This is a genomic window from Imperialibacter sp. (genome assembly GCF_040222815.1).
GTDB lineage: Bacteria > Bacteroidota > Bacteroidia > Cytophagales > Cyclobacteriaceae > Imperialibacter.
In genome coordinates this window covers 228428-243037 of record NZ_JAVKCH010000013.1, presented here as the reverse complement: position 1 = coordinate 243037, position 14610 = coordinate 228428, and the positions used below count along the sequence as shown (strand labels likewise).

Here is a 14610-nt window from a genome sequence, read left to right as displayed (position 1 = left end):
AAGAACTCTCATATGCTTAAGTGGACTGATATAACAAACTTCGCCAAAAATGGCAACCCTGCACCGGATAGAAAAGTAACGCTCACAGAAGCCGAATGGAAGGCAAAGCTTACACCGGAGGAATACCAGGTAACACGGCTCAAGGGAACAGAACGGGCTTTCAGCTCGGAAATGTGCAGCCTTTTTGAGCCCGGGCAATATGGCTGCGTTTGCTGTGGCACGCTGCTGTTCGATGCCTCGGAGAAGTTTGAGTCGGGCACCGGCTGGCCGTCTTTTACCCAACCTGTGAAAGAAAATAGCATCGGCTATATCGCCGATAAGAGCCACGGGATGTACCGCATCGAAACTGTTTGCAACACCTGCGACGCCCACCTGGGTCATGTGTTTCCTGACGGCCCTGCCCCTTCCGGCCTGAGGTATTGCATGAATGCCGTTGCTTTAAAAAAACTGAAAGAAGCCTGAAAAAGCGCTTGTTTCCGAACTTAAGAATACCTGAAAGGTGAGGTGAATCAACACATGTTGGCGGCAACAGGAGCGTGACATATTGTTAATTTTGTTGCCTATTTTCCTTTAAGCGAATTTTTTCAAAATACCGGCGCTTAGATTAAGTTTTCAAAAAACTAGTATTTCGTTTTAAATCCGCTACATTTATAAAAATTTATTTAACTAATAAGGCATGAATATTTTCGTTGGCAGTCTCCCTTACAGTATTGAAGAGGCTGAATTAAAAGGTTATTTCGAAGACTACGGTGAGGTTTCTTCTGTAAAGATTATCACAGACAAATTCACGGGTAGAAGCAAAGGGTTTGGTTTTGTTGAGATGCCCGATGATGAGGCTGCTCAGAAAGCGATCAAAGAATTAAATGGCGCCGAAGTAAAAGGAAGAGCTATAGTAGTGAATAAGTCAGAGCCGAAACCAGAAGGCGAAAGAAGAAGCGGCGGTGGCGGCGGATTCAATCGTGGCGGAGGCGGTGGTGGCGGAGGCTACAACCGTGGTGGCGGTGGTGGCGGAGGCTTCAACCGTGGCGGCGGCGGCGGCGGATACGGCCGTGGCAATCGTGACTCTGATTACTGAGAACTTTCAATCGCTAAAAGAAATTAACAAAGTGGTTCAGACAATGAACCACTTTTTTTATTGTCTGTTGTTAAGAAAGTCTGCCAGTTTGGTTTGCCATCTTGTTTAATAGTTACCAGTCTTTAAAGATTATCGTTGAAAATGCCTGAGTCCTCGATTAAAACCCCTCATTCAGAAAACCAATTCGCCGACTACCGGAATTTCTGGTGGAACAAGGGTTTTATCGATTTGATGGCTAAAAGGATCAAGCTGAGTAAGCACACCTCCCTGCTTGATGTCGGCTGTGGCCAGTGCCACTGGAGCAAGATTCTTACTCCTTACCTGGGCAAGCCAGCCTATGTGGTGGGTGTGGACAAGGATCCCACCTGGGCAAAAGGATCGGCCGAGCTCAAGCGCTTTTTTAAGGAGCAGGCTGCCTGGTTCGAACTCTCTCAGGGCGACGCCATGAACCTCCCGTTTGAGGATGCGTCCTTTGATATTGTTACCTGCCAAACGGTGCTGATCCACGTGGGCAACCCCACAAAAGCCATCGAAGAAATGAAGCGGGTGTTGAAGCCGGGAGGCACTATTCTCTGTGTGGAGCCGAATAATAGAATTCAGAGCCTGCTGAGAACGTCCGAGTCGGAACACACCGCCATCGACGAGATGGTTGACCATGTGAAGTATGCCCTGATTGTGGAGCAGGGAAAGAAAAGGCTGGGCTTTGGCGACAACTCCCTTGGCGACCTGCTGCCCGGCATGCTATCGAAGCAGGGCTTTGAAAAAATAGACGTTCGCTTGTCTGACAAAGCCATTGTGATGGTGCCGCCCTACGACACCCAGGAACAAATGGCCACTGCGAAGCATTGGAAAAAAGGCAACGCCGGCGATGTGATGAATAATTCTGACCTATTTTATTTTGAGGCTTTCGGGGACAGATATCTCTCCTTTTACGACGAGTACCATCAAAAATACGAGGGTCATGCAGAAAGGATCTTTGAGGCACTCAAAAACAACGACTTCCATTCCGCCGGCGGTGCCCTGATGTATCTGGTTTCCGGCAAAAAGCCGATCCACTGAGTTACAACTTTCTCTTTTGATCAAGGGTCTTCTATCCAAACAGTCGAACTTATGAGAGCCATTCTGCTTTTTGTTACAGCTGCTGTTATTCTCGGAGCCTGCGGCAGTGAGGACGAAGAACTTCTTTCCGTCAAGCTAAAGTCGGAAAGTGAATACATTAAAACCGGCATTTCGTGTGGGCTTTGTGCGGGCGTATGTTTGGACTCGCTGGCTGTAACACCCAATAAGCTCATCTACAAGAGAACCACCTGGGGAGCTGGCGATCCAAAAACAGAAATCATTGAACAGGCCTTTACCCAAAAGGGCTGGGAAAACCTCATTGGGCTCGTGCCACTGCAGGAGTTCGGCGAACTGGAGCTGGAATCTTGCGCCCGCTGCTACGATGGCTGCGACTATTGGCTCGATATCAAATCGGGAGGCATTGAAAATTCCATCTCCTTTGCCTGGAACGAGTTTCCGCAGCAGGTAGACTCACTCACCAAAGCGCTGAACTCCATCAAAGAACAGTTCAACGACAACTAAGGGCTTTCATTCTTCCCGCAGCACTTCCGCCGGGTTGGTAGCTGCGGCCTTGTTTACCTGCCGGTACACCGAGGTTGCCATAAGCACGCCGATCAATATCGCTGCTGCTGGCACATACCACAAGGAGGCACTTACATGAAAGGCGAATGAGTTGAGCCAGTTGCCGAGAAAATAATAGGAAACAGGACCTCCCACAACAAGACCAACTGCCAACACAGCGGCAAATGGGCGACCCATTTGAACCATGATATGCCACAAGTCCGCTCCCAGCAGTTTGCGTATGCCCATCTCTTTTCTTCTCGTTTCCAAAATAAACGCAGCCAGCCCAAAAACACCCAGCAGAGAAATAAGCACAATCACACCGGCAGAGAGCCGGATGAAAAAAGAGAGCCGGTCGTCTTCTCTGTAGGCCATGTCGAGAGCATCAGTGAGCGAGGTGAATTCAACTTCCTGGGTGATGCCAAGATCGTTCAGCACAGCCCCCAGCTTTTTCTTTTTCTCCTCCACGTCCCCTTCGTCCAGTTTCACGGCAAGCAGATTGCGGGAAGATGCAGGCACAATTTGCCAAATCATTGGCTCCAGCTCCTGGTACAGCGACTGAAAGTGGTAGTCTTCCATCACTCCTATGATCGTGCCTGTGTTCAGCGAATCGGCAAGCACTTTGGAGAGCGTTTGGCCAACGGCAGCCTGGGGGGAATCGAAGCCGAACGCCTCAACGGCCTTTTTGTTGAGCACAAACGCACGGCCGATGTCAGATGCGAACTCTTTGGAGAAAAACCGCCCGGCCACGAGTTTTACCTGATACACCTCATCAAAATCCGCATCAACGTAGTTCGCATTCATCATCGGGGTGGCTCCGGTGCTGTCTGCTCCAAGCCTGAACTGCGCCCGCACATGGTCGCCGGTAATGGGAGTGAGCGATATGGAGGTTGCTTTTACAAATGACTGCTGCAGAAAAGCCTGCTTGATGGCATCGGCCTTCGCATTTACCTGAGGATCGGTGATGCTCATCGTTACTACATGTTCTTTGCTGAAGCCAAGGTCTTTGTTTTTGATAAACCGCAGCTGCTCATCCATGCCAAGGGCGATCACTGCAAAAAGTACGGAAACGATCAACTGAAGGCCCAGGAGACCATAGCGAAGACTCAACCTTGAGTGACCAGCTACTGCTCCCTTGAGGTTGGTGACAGAAATGGTACGGGACACCAACCAAAACGGGATGACACTCGAAACACCTGCCACGGCGAGACCAAAAAAGAAAGTGAACAGGTAATACCTGACACCTGTGAAGAGCCCAGTTCTCAAAGTAATGTTTAGCATGGCTTCAATTTCAGGCACCAGAAAGAACGTAAGGACATTGATCAAAAGGATGACCAGCGACAGCATGCAAACAGATTCTACAAGCAGCTGACCATACTGCTGGCCAACAGGCTCTCCCATAATTTTGCGGATGGCCAGCTCTTTGGACCGCCTCATGAGCAAGGCAGTGGCCAGGTTCACATAGTTGGCAATGCTCACCAGTAGCAGAAAGGCGGCCAGCACGCCCAATGCCAGGTCGTTGAGCTTGCTTCCTTTCCTCCCGGAGTCAAACTGGTGGCCATTGGTATAATGAACCTCGGTGAAGGCCACCGGAAGCAGACTCATTACGTCTCTCATCCCTTCAGGGAAATGTTTTTCTGTGATGCTGGCGAATTCCTCCGCAAGCAGGGTCTCATCCGTCGTGGCTTTCATTAACAGGTAGGTAAAATTGCCAGGCACAAGAGCGCCGACGTTGTCTCTCATGGCATTTTCGGCATGCGAATAACTGGTGGCCATGTCGAAAGCAAAAGAAACATTTTCAGGATAGTCTCTGATAACGGCTTTTACCTGTACCGAAAAACTACCAGCCGGTGTTTCAAGTGATACAGTCTGCCCGATGGGGTCATCCTCTCCAAAAAATCTTACAGCCGTCGTTTGGTTGATCACCAGTCCGTCAGGCGTTTGCAATGCCGTTTCAATATTGCCTGCAACAACCTGCGCAGAAAACATATTGAAAAAGCCGGGGTCGGCAAAAAGCGGGTAGCTCTGCCCCAGGTTTTGGTCACCCAGGGTAACGGAAGCCGGCATATAGCGGTACCTCACCACCTCTTCCACATCCGCCATTTGCTCTTTCAACAGCGGCGCCAGCGATTTGGAAGTGGCGGCATAAATCGAGGTTGATTCTGGCAGGCTCACCCGGGTGCTTACCCTGACAATCCTGTCGGCCTTGTCGTGAAACTTATCAAAGCGCATGTGGTAGTACAATACCATCAGCACGGGTATGAGGGCGCCCAGGCCAACTACAAAGCCAACAATTTGCAGAAACGCAGTGGAGCGAAACCTCCAAAGGCTGCGGAGCGAGAATAAAAGGTGATGAGACATAATAAACTAATTTATTAGTCAATAAACTAATAAATTAGTTTTAATGCAAGAGACTACCTCTATTGTTACAGATTAATAAGTGAATCCTAACTTGTCCAAGCCATTCTGCACTTCAGGCGCCGACATGAACAAGTCCCACAAAAGGCCTGATCTGTAATTTTCAATCATAACCACTTCAGGCCCCTGGTCGATGGCAAGGTACCATTTCACATACCAGTCGTTCTGCTCGCTGAAGGCGTCGTAGAATCCATACTCACCCCACACCTTGTCGCCCAGGTCGAAGTAAAGGTGCTTCATCACTTTCATGCTTTCTTCGGGCGTGTAAGGGAATGAGGAAAGCGCCGCCGTGGGAGTAATGACCCCAAGGTCTTCGTCCATGGGCCGGTGGGCCGCATAAAACCCTGTAGAATAGCTGGCGGTAAGGCCCCAGCAGTTTTCGCCGTACCCTTTATATCCTTTGGCGTTCTCGATGCACCACTGTCGGTTGATCAGTGTATGGTTCCTGTTTTCCTGCCAGTAGTCGGCATACTTGTCTTTCAGATTGCGGGGATCTAACCCGACAAAGGAGTAGTGCGCCCAAAAAAGAGGCCCGCCGTACTGCTGAGCAAAATTGTGCTTGAGGTTGAGGTGATAACCATACTGCGAATGGGTGGAGTCGTTCAGAATAGCGCCACTTCGGGCCCAGCCATTGTGATACACTTCCGCCGGTATGCCATGCGTGGGTGACGATGCCGCCAGCACATACATGATCAGGCATTCATTCCACCCTTCAACCGGGAAGTTCATTTTCCAACCTTTGTCGGGCGACCAGTGCCAGTACAGCACGTCCTGGTCACCATTGCGGTACCAGTCCCATTCTACTTCCTTCCAGAGGGTATCGATGCGGCCGGCCAGGGCCCGTTCCTCCTCCGTGCCTTCGTTGAAGAATTGGCGCACCGCCAAAAGCCCCTGCACCAGGTAGGCCGTTTCCACCAGGTCTCCGCCATTATCATTTTCTCCGAAGGGTTTTACCTTGCCCGTTTCGCCGTTGATCCAGTGCGACCATGCACCATGAAAACGGTCGGCTGTTTCCAGAAAGCCTACGATTCTCGTCATGCGCTCGAGCCCCTGCTCCCGAGTGATGAAGCCCCTTTTGATTCCCACCAGAATAGCCATCACTCCAAAACCGCTGCCGCCAGAGGTCACGATGTGCTTGTCGTTGTCCGGGTAGTTGCCATCGGTATGAAAACGTTCCCTGGCCATGCCTGAGTTGGGTTCGGCGCCATCCCAGAAGTACTGGAAAGTCCGGTATTCAACCAGCGTCATGAGGGAATCGTCGCTGATGGTAGCTTCATCTGTAGCGCTATCCTGGGTAGGTTTGCTTGGTGAGCAGGCACTTAGCCCTAATACTGCCAGCACCACAAGAATAGAAAGGTTGTTCTTCATAGTCGTTTATCTTTCTGAGGTAAATCCAAGTTTGTCAAGCCCGGGCTGCACTTCGGGGGCACTCATGAAAAGATCCCACAGCAGCCCAGTTCTATAGTTTTCTATCATCACCACAATTGGGCCCTGGTCGATGGCCAGGTAGGAGTTGGCTGTCCAGCCCTGTGTGATATTGAAAGCGTCGTAAAAGCCATTTTCGCCCAATAGCTTATCGCCTAAGGTGTAGTAAAAAAACTTAAGCGCTTTCATCGATTCCACGGGAGTATAAGGGAAAGACGACAGGGCCGCAGTAGGTGTGATCACCCCCAGGTCGTTTGTTGGAGAGTGAGCCGAATAACCGTTCTGGTTGTCGCTGGCAGTCAGGCCCCAGCAAAGGTCGCTGTAGCCCACAAAGTCTTTGGGATTGGCCACGCAGTAGGCCTGATTGATACGGCTGTGAGCAACGTTCTGCTCCCAATAGTCACCGTAGGCGTCGCTCAGTCCATTCGGATCCAATCCGAGGAAGGAGTAATGCGCAAAGAAAAGCGGACCGCCGTAGTCGTAACCCAAAGGAAGCTCAATGTCGTAGAACTTGCGACCGTTTTTGATAGAGCCATTGCCCGCCCAGCCGCTATGATAAACGTCGGCACTTACTGCATGCGTTGGTGAGGCGGCAGCAAGAAAATAGGTAATGAGCGCCTCGTTGTAGCCACGGATCTGGTGGTTCATTTCCCAGCCGAAGTTAGGCGACCAGTGCCAGTACAGCACATTCTCTCCGCCCTTGGTGTGCCAGTCCCACTCTACTTCCTCCCACATGGTGTTGATTCTGCTAACCAGGTCGGCTTCGGCAGCATTGCTGGCGTTGAGGTATTGGCGAACTGTGAGCAGGCCTTGTATCAGGAAGGAGGTTTCCACCAAATCGCCACCGTTGTCTTTGGTGCTGAAAGGCTGCACTGCCCCGGTATCACCATTGAGCCAGTGGGGCCAAACGCCATGGAAGCGGTCGGCAGTTTCAAGAAAGCCGATGACTTTGGCAAAATGATCGATGCCTTGCTGCCGGGTAATAAAGCCACGCTCTATGCCTACAATGATGGCCATCAGGCCAAACCCAGTGCCGCCAGTCGTTACTGTGCTGCCTGACGAATTTCTTTCCCGGGCCATGCCACTTGCCGGGTGGGCATCGTCGTAGAAATACCGGAACGTCTTCTGCTGGATAAGGGTAAGCAGCGCTTCGTCGCTTATTTCCGGGAACACCGGTGTGGGGTCGAAAGTGGTGTAAAAGTCTTTTTTATAGAAATTGAATACCTCTCCGTCCGCACCTTTGATGGCTTCATACAGCCAAATCTGGGTTTTCTGAAGGCCCTTTAACGTCGTGGAAGGCACAATGGTCAGGGTAGTTTTATCTTCAGAAAGCGTGATAGCAGAAGGTATTAATCCGCTGGAGGAGAAAATACGGACATTGGTATCTGTGATAGTGGATGCATCGACCGGAGAAGAAAAGGTAATTTCAAAAGAGGGTGTTAAGCCAATGCCGACAATCCGCTCCGTCGTGATGTAGTCCACCCCATCGATGAGTAGCTGGGTCACATCAATTTCTTTGGGTACAGTTTGGAAAGAAACAGTCAAGCCGGCAAATTTTTCATTGCTGGTTCCTCTTAGGGTGTTTTTTATCTCCAGGGTATAGTTTTCATTGCCCTGAAGGCCATTCTCAGTGGATGCAGAAAAAGTTTTGTCTTCATCGAGGAAGGAAAAATCGAGGCTAACGACTACGCCCTCACTGTCTTTGAGCTCCACGGACGATGCCACATTGGTCTGGTCAAGGGGAGAGGTAAATGTAAAAACCAGGGGTTTATCGATCGGGGCATCAATGTTTTCGTCCGGATTATTCAGGTTGAGCGAGTAGGTGCCTATATTACCTTTAGACAACTGTAGCACGAGGTCGGGAGTTGTTCCGCCATCGTCCTCGCCTCCGCAGGAAGTCAGGAGTAAACTGAGTACTAAAAAGAAGGGAGTAAGTTTATTGCGCATCAAAGTTTTAGGGAAAATGAGAGGGTTCCCAATCAGGAACCCTCATTTACTAAACCAATTCAATCTACTTAACTATGAATTATTATTTCTCTGAATCGTACATGAGCTTAACCTCTTCAGCCGAAATAGCTGCAGAAAATACTCTTACGTCATCAAGTTTACCTTTGAAGTGATTTGCCGTTGGGAAGTTGTAGCCGCCCCATGGCTCATTTTGCCACAAAGTGCCCCCTCTAGACTGAACAAAACCAAAAGCCAGCACGTTTTCCACATCAGCCGCATCACTATTGAATTTCAAACCAACTACAGTAGGCTCTTTTGAATCAGCTGGCCACAATGCGAATTCCTGACGGACTACCAAAGCACCATTGATATACATTTCTCTATACTTACCACTGCCGCTGAAAACGTAGGTATAATGCATCCAGGTGTCTTTTAATGTAGATGCCAAATCTGAGTTCGTCTTGTTGAAAGTTGTACCTTGCCATCCTTCATTGTCCTTAGTTTTTCCATCCCCATTCCAAAATAGGTCACCACCTGTTCCAAGAGTGCCATCACCATATTCCATCATTGCGGGCATTTTTATAAACTTGTAGTCGCCGCCTATTTCAGTTTGAAAACCGTTAAATGCACCGAGGCCCATCACAAAATGACCAGTTGGATTTCCGTCAGCATTCACGTGCCCCTCGGAATTTGTCTTGACCCAGTAGGCTAAAGTAAATTCGGCACCGTCCATCAGCTTATCACCATTAGGTATTTCGATGATACTTACGTCTCCGTCAAATGTAGCTGCTTTACCAGCAGCAGCGTTTCTCGAGTCTGTGTAGGTGATTGACACCTCAGCATTGGCATCAAAATCGCCCACCTGATCGTTAGCATTTCCTTCAAACGTCCAGTGTGCCACCACATTTTGGGGAGTGAAAGTGCCGACTGTACTGAAGCTTCTTGTAAGGTCGGTGCCAAGCGTTTTGCCCTTTGTTGAGGTCAAGCCCGCCTTAATGGTCAAAATGTAGAGAGAGCCTCCGAACAGCTCTTCGTTGGGTGTAATTTTAAGAGCTCTTCCATCTGCAACGACAGTAATCTCTACTTCTGTGTCGTCGAAATCACTCACCAATGTCACGTTGGAAGACGCCGTTGCCGGATCAATGTCAGTTGAGAAAATGCCAGTTATAACTGCCGAAGTCGAAACGCCATCTGGGCTCGTGGCGCCATTCAAGTCATCATCTCCAGCGTTTAGACTCACTATTGTGAGCTCAACAGCCGCTTCTTCATCACCTCCGCAGCTTATCAGAAAAGAAACCGTAGCCACCATAGCCAGTGCCCACAGCGAGTTGAAAATTAATTTTGCCTTCTTCATAATGATGTAGTTAATAATTATTGAGGTTTAAAGTTTATATTCTTTAGTATTCGGGGTTCTGACCCAGCGTTCCTTCCGACAGGTCTACCTCGGTTTGAGGAATGGGAAGCAGTTCGTGCTTTCCAGCCACAAAACCCAGCGGCCCAAGCGCTTCCGGCGCCTTGCCCGTTCTTACCAGATCCCAAAAGCGATGCCCTTCCATGGCCAACTCATGTCTTCTTTCTTCGATAATGAGCTCCCTGAGTTGATTCTTGTCTGTCACAGTAATGTCAGGTAAAACAGAGGGATTGTCTCCCCTGGCCCTGGCTCTTACGATGTTCAGATAGGTCAATGCTTGTGCCGCCTTGTTGTTTTCGTTCAGCGCTTCCGCAGCCATGAGCAGCACATCGGCATAGCGCACAATGCGCCGGTTGTGCCCCCACGAGGTGATGGTGTTGCTGCCCTCCGTCCACACCTTTTGGTTGTAGGTCTCCATTTCGATGAGGTTTCCATTGGCATCACGGGTTTCGTCTGGTGTGGTGCCATCACCAATCGTTACCACGCCGCCGAGCACATCACCCAGAAAGATGATGGTAGCGTCCATGCGGGGATCGTTGTTTTCGAAAGAGTTCATCAGGTCAATAGAAGGTCGATTAAAACCCCAGCCTCTGTTGGGAGACCCTCTGATACCCTGCACATTGGAGTATTGGTTGCCACCGTTGTTGGTGCCTTCATTGCGACGGGCACCAATTTCAAAAACTGACTCTACACCGTGTTCTCCCGCTTCGCCAAAGGCATCGTTAAAATCAGGTTCCAGGTCATATTGGCCTGAGTTGATTACCTCAAGTGCAAAGGATTCAGCCTTGACAAAATCACCCTGAAACAAGTAAACCCTGGCCAACAGCGCTTTGGCAGCACCTTTGGTTGCCCGGCCGAGGTCTTCGGTGGCTACCTCACTTTTCTCCGGCAAAATACCTGCAGCAAAAGAAAGGTCTCCTTCTATCAGTGAATAAACATCCGCCTTGCTCGCCCTTGCAGCTCTTAAAGGAGGGGTCAGCGTTGTGATCAGAGGCACGCCACCCCAGGCACGCACAAGATCAAAGTAAAACAGCCCACGCAGAAAGCGGGCTTCAGCCACATACAAGTCAATTTTAGCCTGATCCATCGCTATTTCAGGCACCCTTTCAATGACCACATTGGCTCTTTTCACTCCTTCGTAAAGCGCAGCCCACCAGCGATCAAGTCCGTCGGCTGTGGTGTTAAAGGTAAATGTATCGTAGGGGCCGATCGTAGGGAGCTGATCGTTGGGATTGCTGCCTTTGCGGGCATCGTCCGACATGATATCCAGTATCGGATAGCCACCCGAATGGTAGGACCAGTTGCGAAGGGTGCTGTAGGCAGCATTGGTAGCCAACAGTGCATCAGCCGCCGACTGCGGAAAAGACGCCTGCGTGAGGTCGCCCTGGGGGCTAACATCAAGAAAGTCCTGACAAGCAAAAGGAATCAGTACAAGCAGCACCAGCGCTCCTTTTTTTACTATTTGGCGTATATGTTGTGCAAAATTCATTTTGTAACTCATTAAAAGGAAATGTTTAAACCGGCTGAATAAATGGCCGACACAGGATAAGCTCCTCTGTCGATGTTGCTGCTCAACACATCTTCACTGCCGAACTCTGGCGAATAACCTGTGAATTTGGTAGCAGTGAATAAGTTGGTGCCTCGCACATATACCCTTACCTGGTTCATGTTGATCCGCTCAAGCGCTGCTTCAGGGATAGTGTAGCCAATGGTCATGTTACGGAAGCGAAGGAAGGAGCCGTCCTGAATAAACCTGGTAGATGGTGAGAAGTTGATTCCGCCAAAGCTCGCTCTGGGCTCCGTGGTGCTTGTGCCTTCTCCCGTCCAGCGGTTAATCACATGCCTTTCGAAATTGTAGGGATCGGGTCGCACCACTTCCTTGCCATTGAAGATCTTGTTGCCCATCTGCCCCTGAAAGTCGACATTGATATCGAACCCCTTGTAGGAAGCCTCCAGGTTAAAGCCATAAATAAAGGTTGGGATGGGTGAGCCCATATAGGTGCGGTCAGCCAGACTAATCCTGCCGTCGCCGTTTGTATCTCTTATGATCACGTCGCCTGGTCTTGCCTGAGAATCATGTGGGTAGGCATCTAACTCGGCCTGGTTCTGGAAAACACCGTCGATCTGATACCCATAAAACGCCCCGATTGGCAGTCCTTCCCTGCTCAATGTCACAGGACGACCGTCTCCCAGATAACCGCCCACGAGTGTAGAGTCGACACCACTATTGCCACCTACGCTTAGCACCTCGTTATGCACTGTAGACCCCAGGGCACCAATACGGTACTTTACTCCCTGAATTTCATCGGACCAGCCTAGGTTAAACTCGAAGCCGCTGTTCAAAACAGAACCGGCATTATAGGTGACTCTTTGACCTTGCCCGTTGCCCAGGTGCCCCGGAGTGAGCAGGTCTACCAAAATATCCTGCGTCTCCCTCCGGTAGTAATCAAGTTCACCTGTCAGTCGCTGGTTGAGCAAGCCAAATTCAAGCCCCAGGTCAGTTTGGTAAGTGGTTTCCCATTTCAAATCGGGGTTACCTGTTACGCCATAGCTGGCACCGGGATTCAATGCCTCTTCCACACCAAAAACTGGGTTCAGCTCATTCTGCACCAAAGAAAACTGGCGGTTATACCGTATTTTTTCGTTGCCTATCCCTCCCCAGCTTGCCCTCACTTTCAGGTTGGTCAAAGCGGTGATGTTTTGCATGAAGCTTTCATTGATCACATTCCAGCCCAGTGCCAGCGACGGGAAGCTTGCATACTTGTTGCTATCAGTAAACTTTGAAGAACCATCTCTCCGGAACGTGCCGGTAAACAGGAAGCGTTCGTCGTAGGTGTAGTTAACCCTGAAAAGAACGGAAGCCATTGAGTAGTACTGCCCGGCGTCTACACCATTGGCAATGCTGTTCAGCGTATTGATGTTATTGCTTTCATCCACAATATAGCTGGGTCGAAGGTACCAGAAATCCTGTCCGTCTCTGAGGATGTTTTCGCCCCTGATGCTCAGGTACTCCGAAGTCGTTTTTTGACTGGTAAAACCAGCAAGGCCCTCCACCCGGTGTACACCGAACTCTTTGTTGTAGGTCATGGTATTTTCCCACAACCAGGTAAAGTTCTCCCTATTCTCTTTGCTCAGGTCGCTGTACAAATTCTGCTGTTGTGAGGCAGTGCCGTCAGCATTATAAACCGTGTAGGCGGGCGTAAAGCTCTTGTTTTTGTTGTAGGCCATGTCTACCCCAAAGCTCGACCGGAAAGTGAAATCCTTGAAAAGCTTGATGTCGGTAAACACATTGCCCACAGTTCGCAAGCCCTTGTTGAAGTTGTTGGAATTCTCCAGGTCAGCAAGCGGATTGCCCACATTAGGAACGACTCCGAAGCTGCCGTCGTCATACCGTGGCACTGCGATAGGCTGCGCCCTGTACACCTGGTACACAACGCCAGGCGCCACCTGCTGCGAGTAAGGAGCAACAGTAATATTGTTGCCCAGCCGCACGTTGTCAGAAAACTTATAGGTATTGTTCAGCTTCAACGTAAGTCGCTCATACTTCGACTTGTCGATAATGCCCTGCTGGTTGAAGTAGCCGAGGCCCACGTAGTATTGCGTCTTCTTTGTGGCTCCGGTAGCCGACACCTGGTGGTTCTGGATAGGCGCCACATCAAAAATAAGGTCCTGCCAATCGGTGTTGGGCACGGCATCCACATTATTATAAGAGCCCGGGTTAATGTCATTCACCACGGTGGCAAACTCTTTGCCATTCAGAAGATCTATCTTCTTGGAAAGCTTCTGAACGCTGTATTCAGTACTGACGCTAAATGTAGTCTTCTCGTCGCCTATCTTACCTTGCCTGGTGGTGATAATGACAACCCCGTTGGCACCTCTGGAGCCATAGATGGCAGTTGCCGACGCATCCTTCAGCACTTCCATTGATTGAATATCAGAAGAGTTGAGGAAGGAGATATCGCTAAGAATAACGCCATCTACTACATATATGGGCGAGGAGTCGTTGAACGTTCCAACGCCTCTGATCCGAACAACCGGCGCCGCACCAGGCTGGCCCGAGCCGCTGCTTACCTGCACACCGGCCACTTTGCCCTGAAGCGCTTGCATGGGGTTAGCGGCAGGAATCTTGGTGAGGTCGGCGCCCCGGACTGAGGCCACGGCTCCTGTCACATCGCTTTTGCGCTGCACACCGTAACCCACTACCACAATCTCCTCCAACTGCTCTATGTCAGGCTCCATCACCAGGTCGATTACCGATCGGCTGCCAACGTCCAGCGTCACTGTTTTGTATCCGATGAAAGAATAGATCAGTTTGCTGTCTCCGCTTTGAAGTTCTAGCGAATAGGTACCCTCAAAATCTGTTACTGTACCCCGGCTGGTTCCTTCCACCTGTATGCTCACTCCGGGCAGCCCCTCCCCATCATCTTGAGAGGTGACTTTGCCTTTCACAACGCTGGCCTGAGCCAAAGCAGTTGCCTGGCTACCCATCGACATAACGAGGAAAAGCACTACAGATGCTAATCGTAAGGTGTGTTTCATTTGCAGTTTATAAGTAGATATTCAATGTTGCTTTTGAACGATAGTGAAAAGATACTAGCATCCGCAATCACTTGTTAATTTCTTAGGTGAAAAGAAGTTGTAAGAGCACTCTATAATAAGGTGTTGTCACCGTATTTATATCGCTTCAATATCATTAAAAAATGGCGTATAGTGC

The 14610-nt window shown here is 49.9% G+C and carries 10 protein-coding genes; 4 read left to right on the top strand and 6 right to left on the bottom strand.

What is annotated here, in order from left to right:
* Nucleotides 1–12 precede the first annotated feature (12 nt).
* From msrB to RIF36_RS04055, 4 genes are all read left to right on the top strand, one after another.
* Nucleotides 13–462, top strand: a complete 450-nt coding sequence (gene msrB / locus RIF36_RS04070) for a peptide-methionine (R)-S-oxide reductase MsrB (protein ID WP_350119683.1) — start codon at nt 13–15, stop codon at nt 460–462.
* A gap of 214 nt (nt 463–676) precedes the next feature.
* Entirely contained in the window at nt 677–1075 is a 399-nt protein-coding gene (rbp, locus tag RIF36_RS04065) for an RNA-binding regulator (protein WP_151997202.1), read from the top strand.
* A 141-nt stretch (nt 1076–1216) separates the two neighbouring features.
* Nucleotides 1217–2134, top strand: coding sequence for a class I SAM-dependent methyltransferase (locus RIF36_RS04060; protein ID WP_350119685.1), 918 nt, complete (start codon nt 1217–1219; stop codon nt 2132–2134).
* A 51-nt stretch (nt 2135–2185) separates the two neighbouring features.
* Entirely contained in the window at nt 2186–2656 is a 471-nt protein-coding gene (locus RIF36_RS04055) for a hypothetical protein (RefSeq protein ID WP_350119688.1), read from the top strand.
* Nucleotides 2657–2662: 6 nt separating this feature from the next.
* Here RIF36_RS04055 and RIF36_RS04050 read toward each other — a convergent pair whose 3' ends face one another.
* From RIF36_RS04050 to RIF36_RS04025, 6 genes are all read right to left on the bottom strand, one after another.
* On the bottom strand, nt 2663–5056 hold the full coding sequence (locus RIF36_RS04050; RefSeq protein ID WP_350119691.1) for an ABC transporter permease: 2394 nt from the start codon (nt 5054–5056) through the stop codon (nt 2663–2665).
* Between the two features lie 72 nt (nt 5057–5128).
* Nucleotides 5129–6481, bottom strand: coding sequence for a glucoamylase family protein (locus RIF36_RS04045; RefSeq protein WP_350119694.1), 1353 nt, complete (start codon nt 6479–6481; stop codon nt 5129–5131).
* Nucleotides 6482–6487: 6 nt separating this feature from the next.
* Nucleotides 6488–8485 (bottom strand): glucoamylase family protein, encoded by a 1998-nt coding sequence (locus RIF36_RS04040; RefSeq protein WP_350119697.1) that lies wholly within the window; start codon nt 8483–8485, stop codon nt 6488–6490.
* 82 nt (nt 8486–8567) lie between these two features.
* Nucleotides 8568–9839 carry an Ig-like domain-containing protein gene (locus RIF36_RS04035; protein WP_350119700.1) on the bottom strand — a complete coding sequence of 424 codons (1272 nt, stop codon included), beginning with the start codon at nt 9837–9839 and terminating at the stop codon, nt 8568–8570.
* A 43-nt stretch (nt 9840–9882) separates the two neighbouring features.
* On the bottom strand, nt 9883–11397 hold the full coding sequence (locus tag RIF36_RS04030) for a RagB/SusD family nutrient uptake outer membrane protein (protein WP_350119703.1): 1515 nt from the start codon (nt 11395–11397) through the stop codon (nt 9883–9885).
* Nucleotides 11397–14435, bottom strand: coding sequence for a SusC/RagA family TonB-linked outer membrane protein (locus tag RIF36_RS04025; RefSeq protein WP_350119706.1), 3039 nt, complete (start codon nt 14433–14435; stop codon nt 11397–11399). The genes RIF36_RS04030 and RIF36_RS04025 overlap by 1 nt, the downstream gene beginning before the upstream one ends.
* Nucleotides 14436–14610 lie beyond the last annotated feature (175 nt).

Excerpts from the sequence above, each read along its gene's own strand:
- msrB (WP_350119683.1), top strand. The coding sequence starts at position 13 with ATGCTTAAGTGGACTGATATAACAAACTTCGCCAAAAATGGCAACCCT.
- rbp (WP_151997202.1), top strand. The coding sequence starts at position 677 with ATGAATATTTTCGTTGGCAGTCTCCCTTACAGTATTGAAGAGGCTGAA.
- RIF36_RS04060 (WP_350119685.1), top strand. The coding sequence starts at position 1,217 with ATGCCTGAGTCCTCGATTAAAACCCCTCATTCAGAAAACCAATTCGCC.
- RIF36_RS04055 (WP_350119688.1), top strand. The coding sequence starts at position 2,186 with ATGAGAGCCATTCTGCTTTTTGTTACAGCTGCTGTTATTCTCGGAGCC.
- RIF36_RS04050 (WP_350119691.1), bottom strand. The coding sequence starts at position 5,056 with ATGTCTCATCACCTTTTATTCTCGCTCCGCAGCCTTTGGAGGTTTCGC.
- RIF36_RS04045 (WP_350119694.1), bottom strand. The coding sequence starts at position 6,481 with ATGAAGAACAACCTTTCTATTCTTGTGGTGCTGGCAGTATTAGGGCTA.
- RIF36_RS04040 (WP_350119697.1), bottom strand. The coding sequence starts at position 8,485 with ATGCGCAATAAACTTACTCCCTTCTTTTTAGTACTCAGTTTACTCCTG.
- RIF36_RS04035 (WP_350119700.1), bottom strand. The coding sequence starts at position 9,839 with ATGAAGAAGGCAAAATTAATTTTCAACTCGCTGTGGGCACTGGCTATG.
- RIF36_RS04030 (WP_350119703.1), bottom strand. The coding sequence starts at position 11,397 with ATGAGTTACAAAATGAATTTTGCACAACATATACGCCAAATAGTAAAA.
- RIF36_RS04025 (WP_350119706.1), bottom strand. The coding sequence starts at position 14,435 with ATGAAACACACCTTACGATTAGCATCTGTAGTGCTTTTCCTCGTTATG.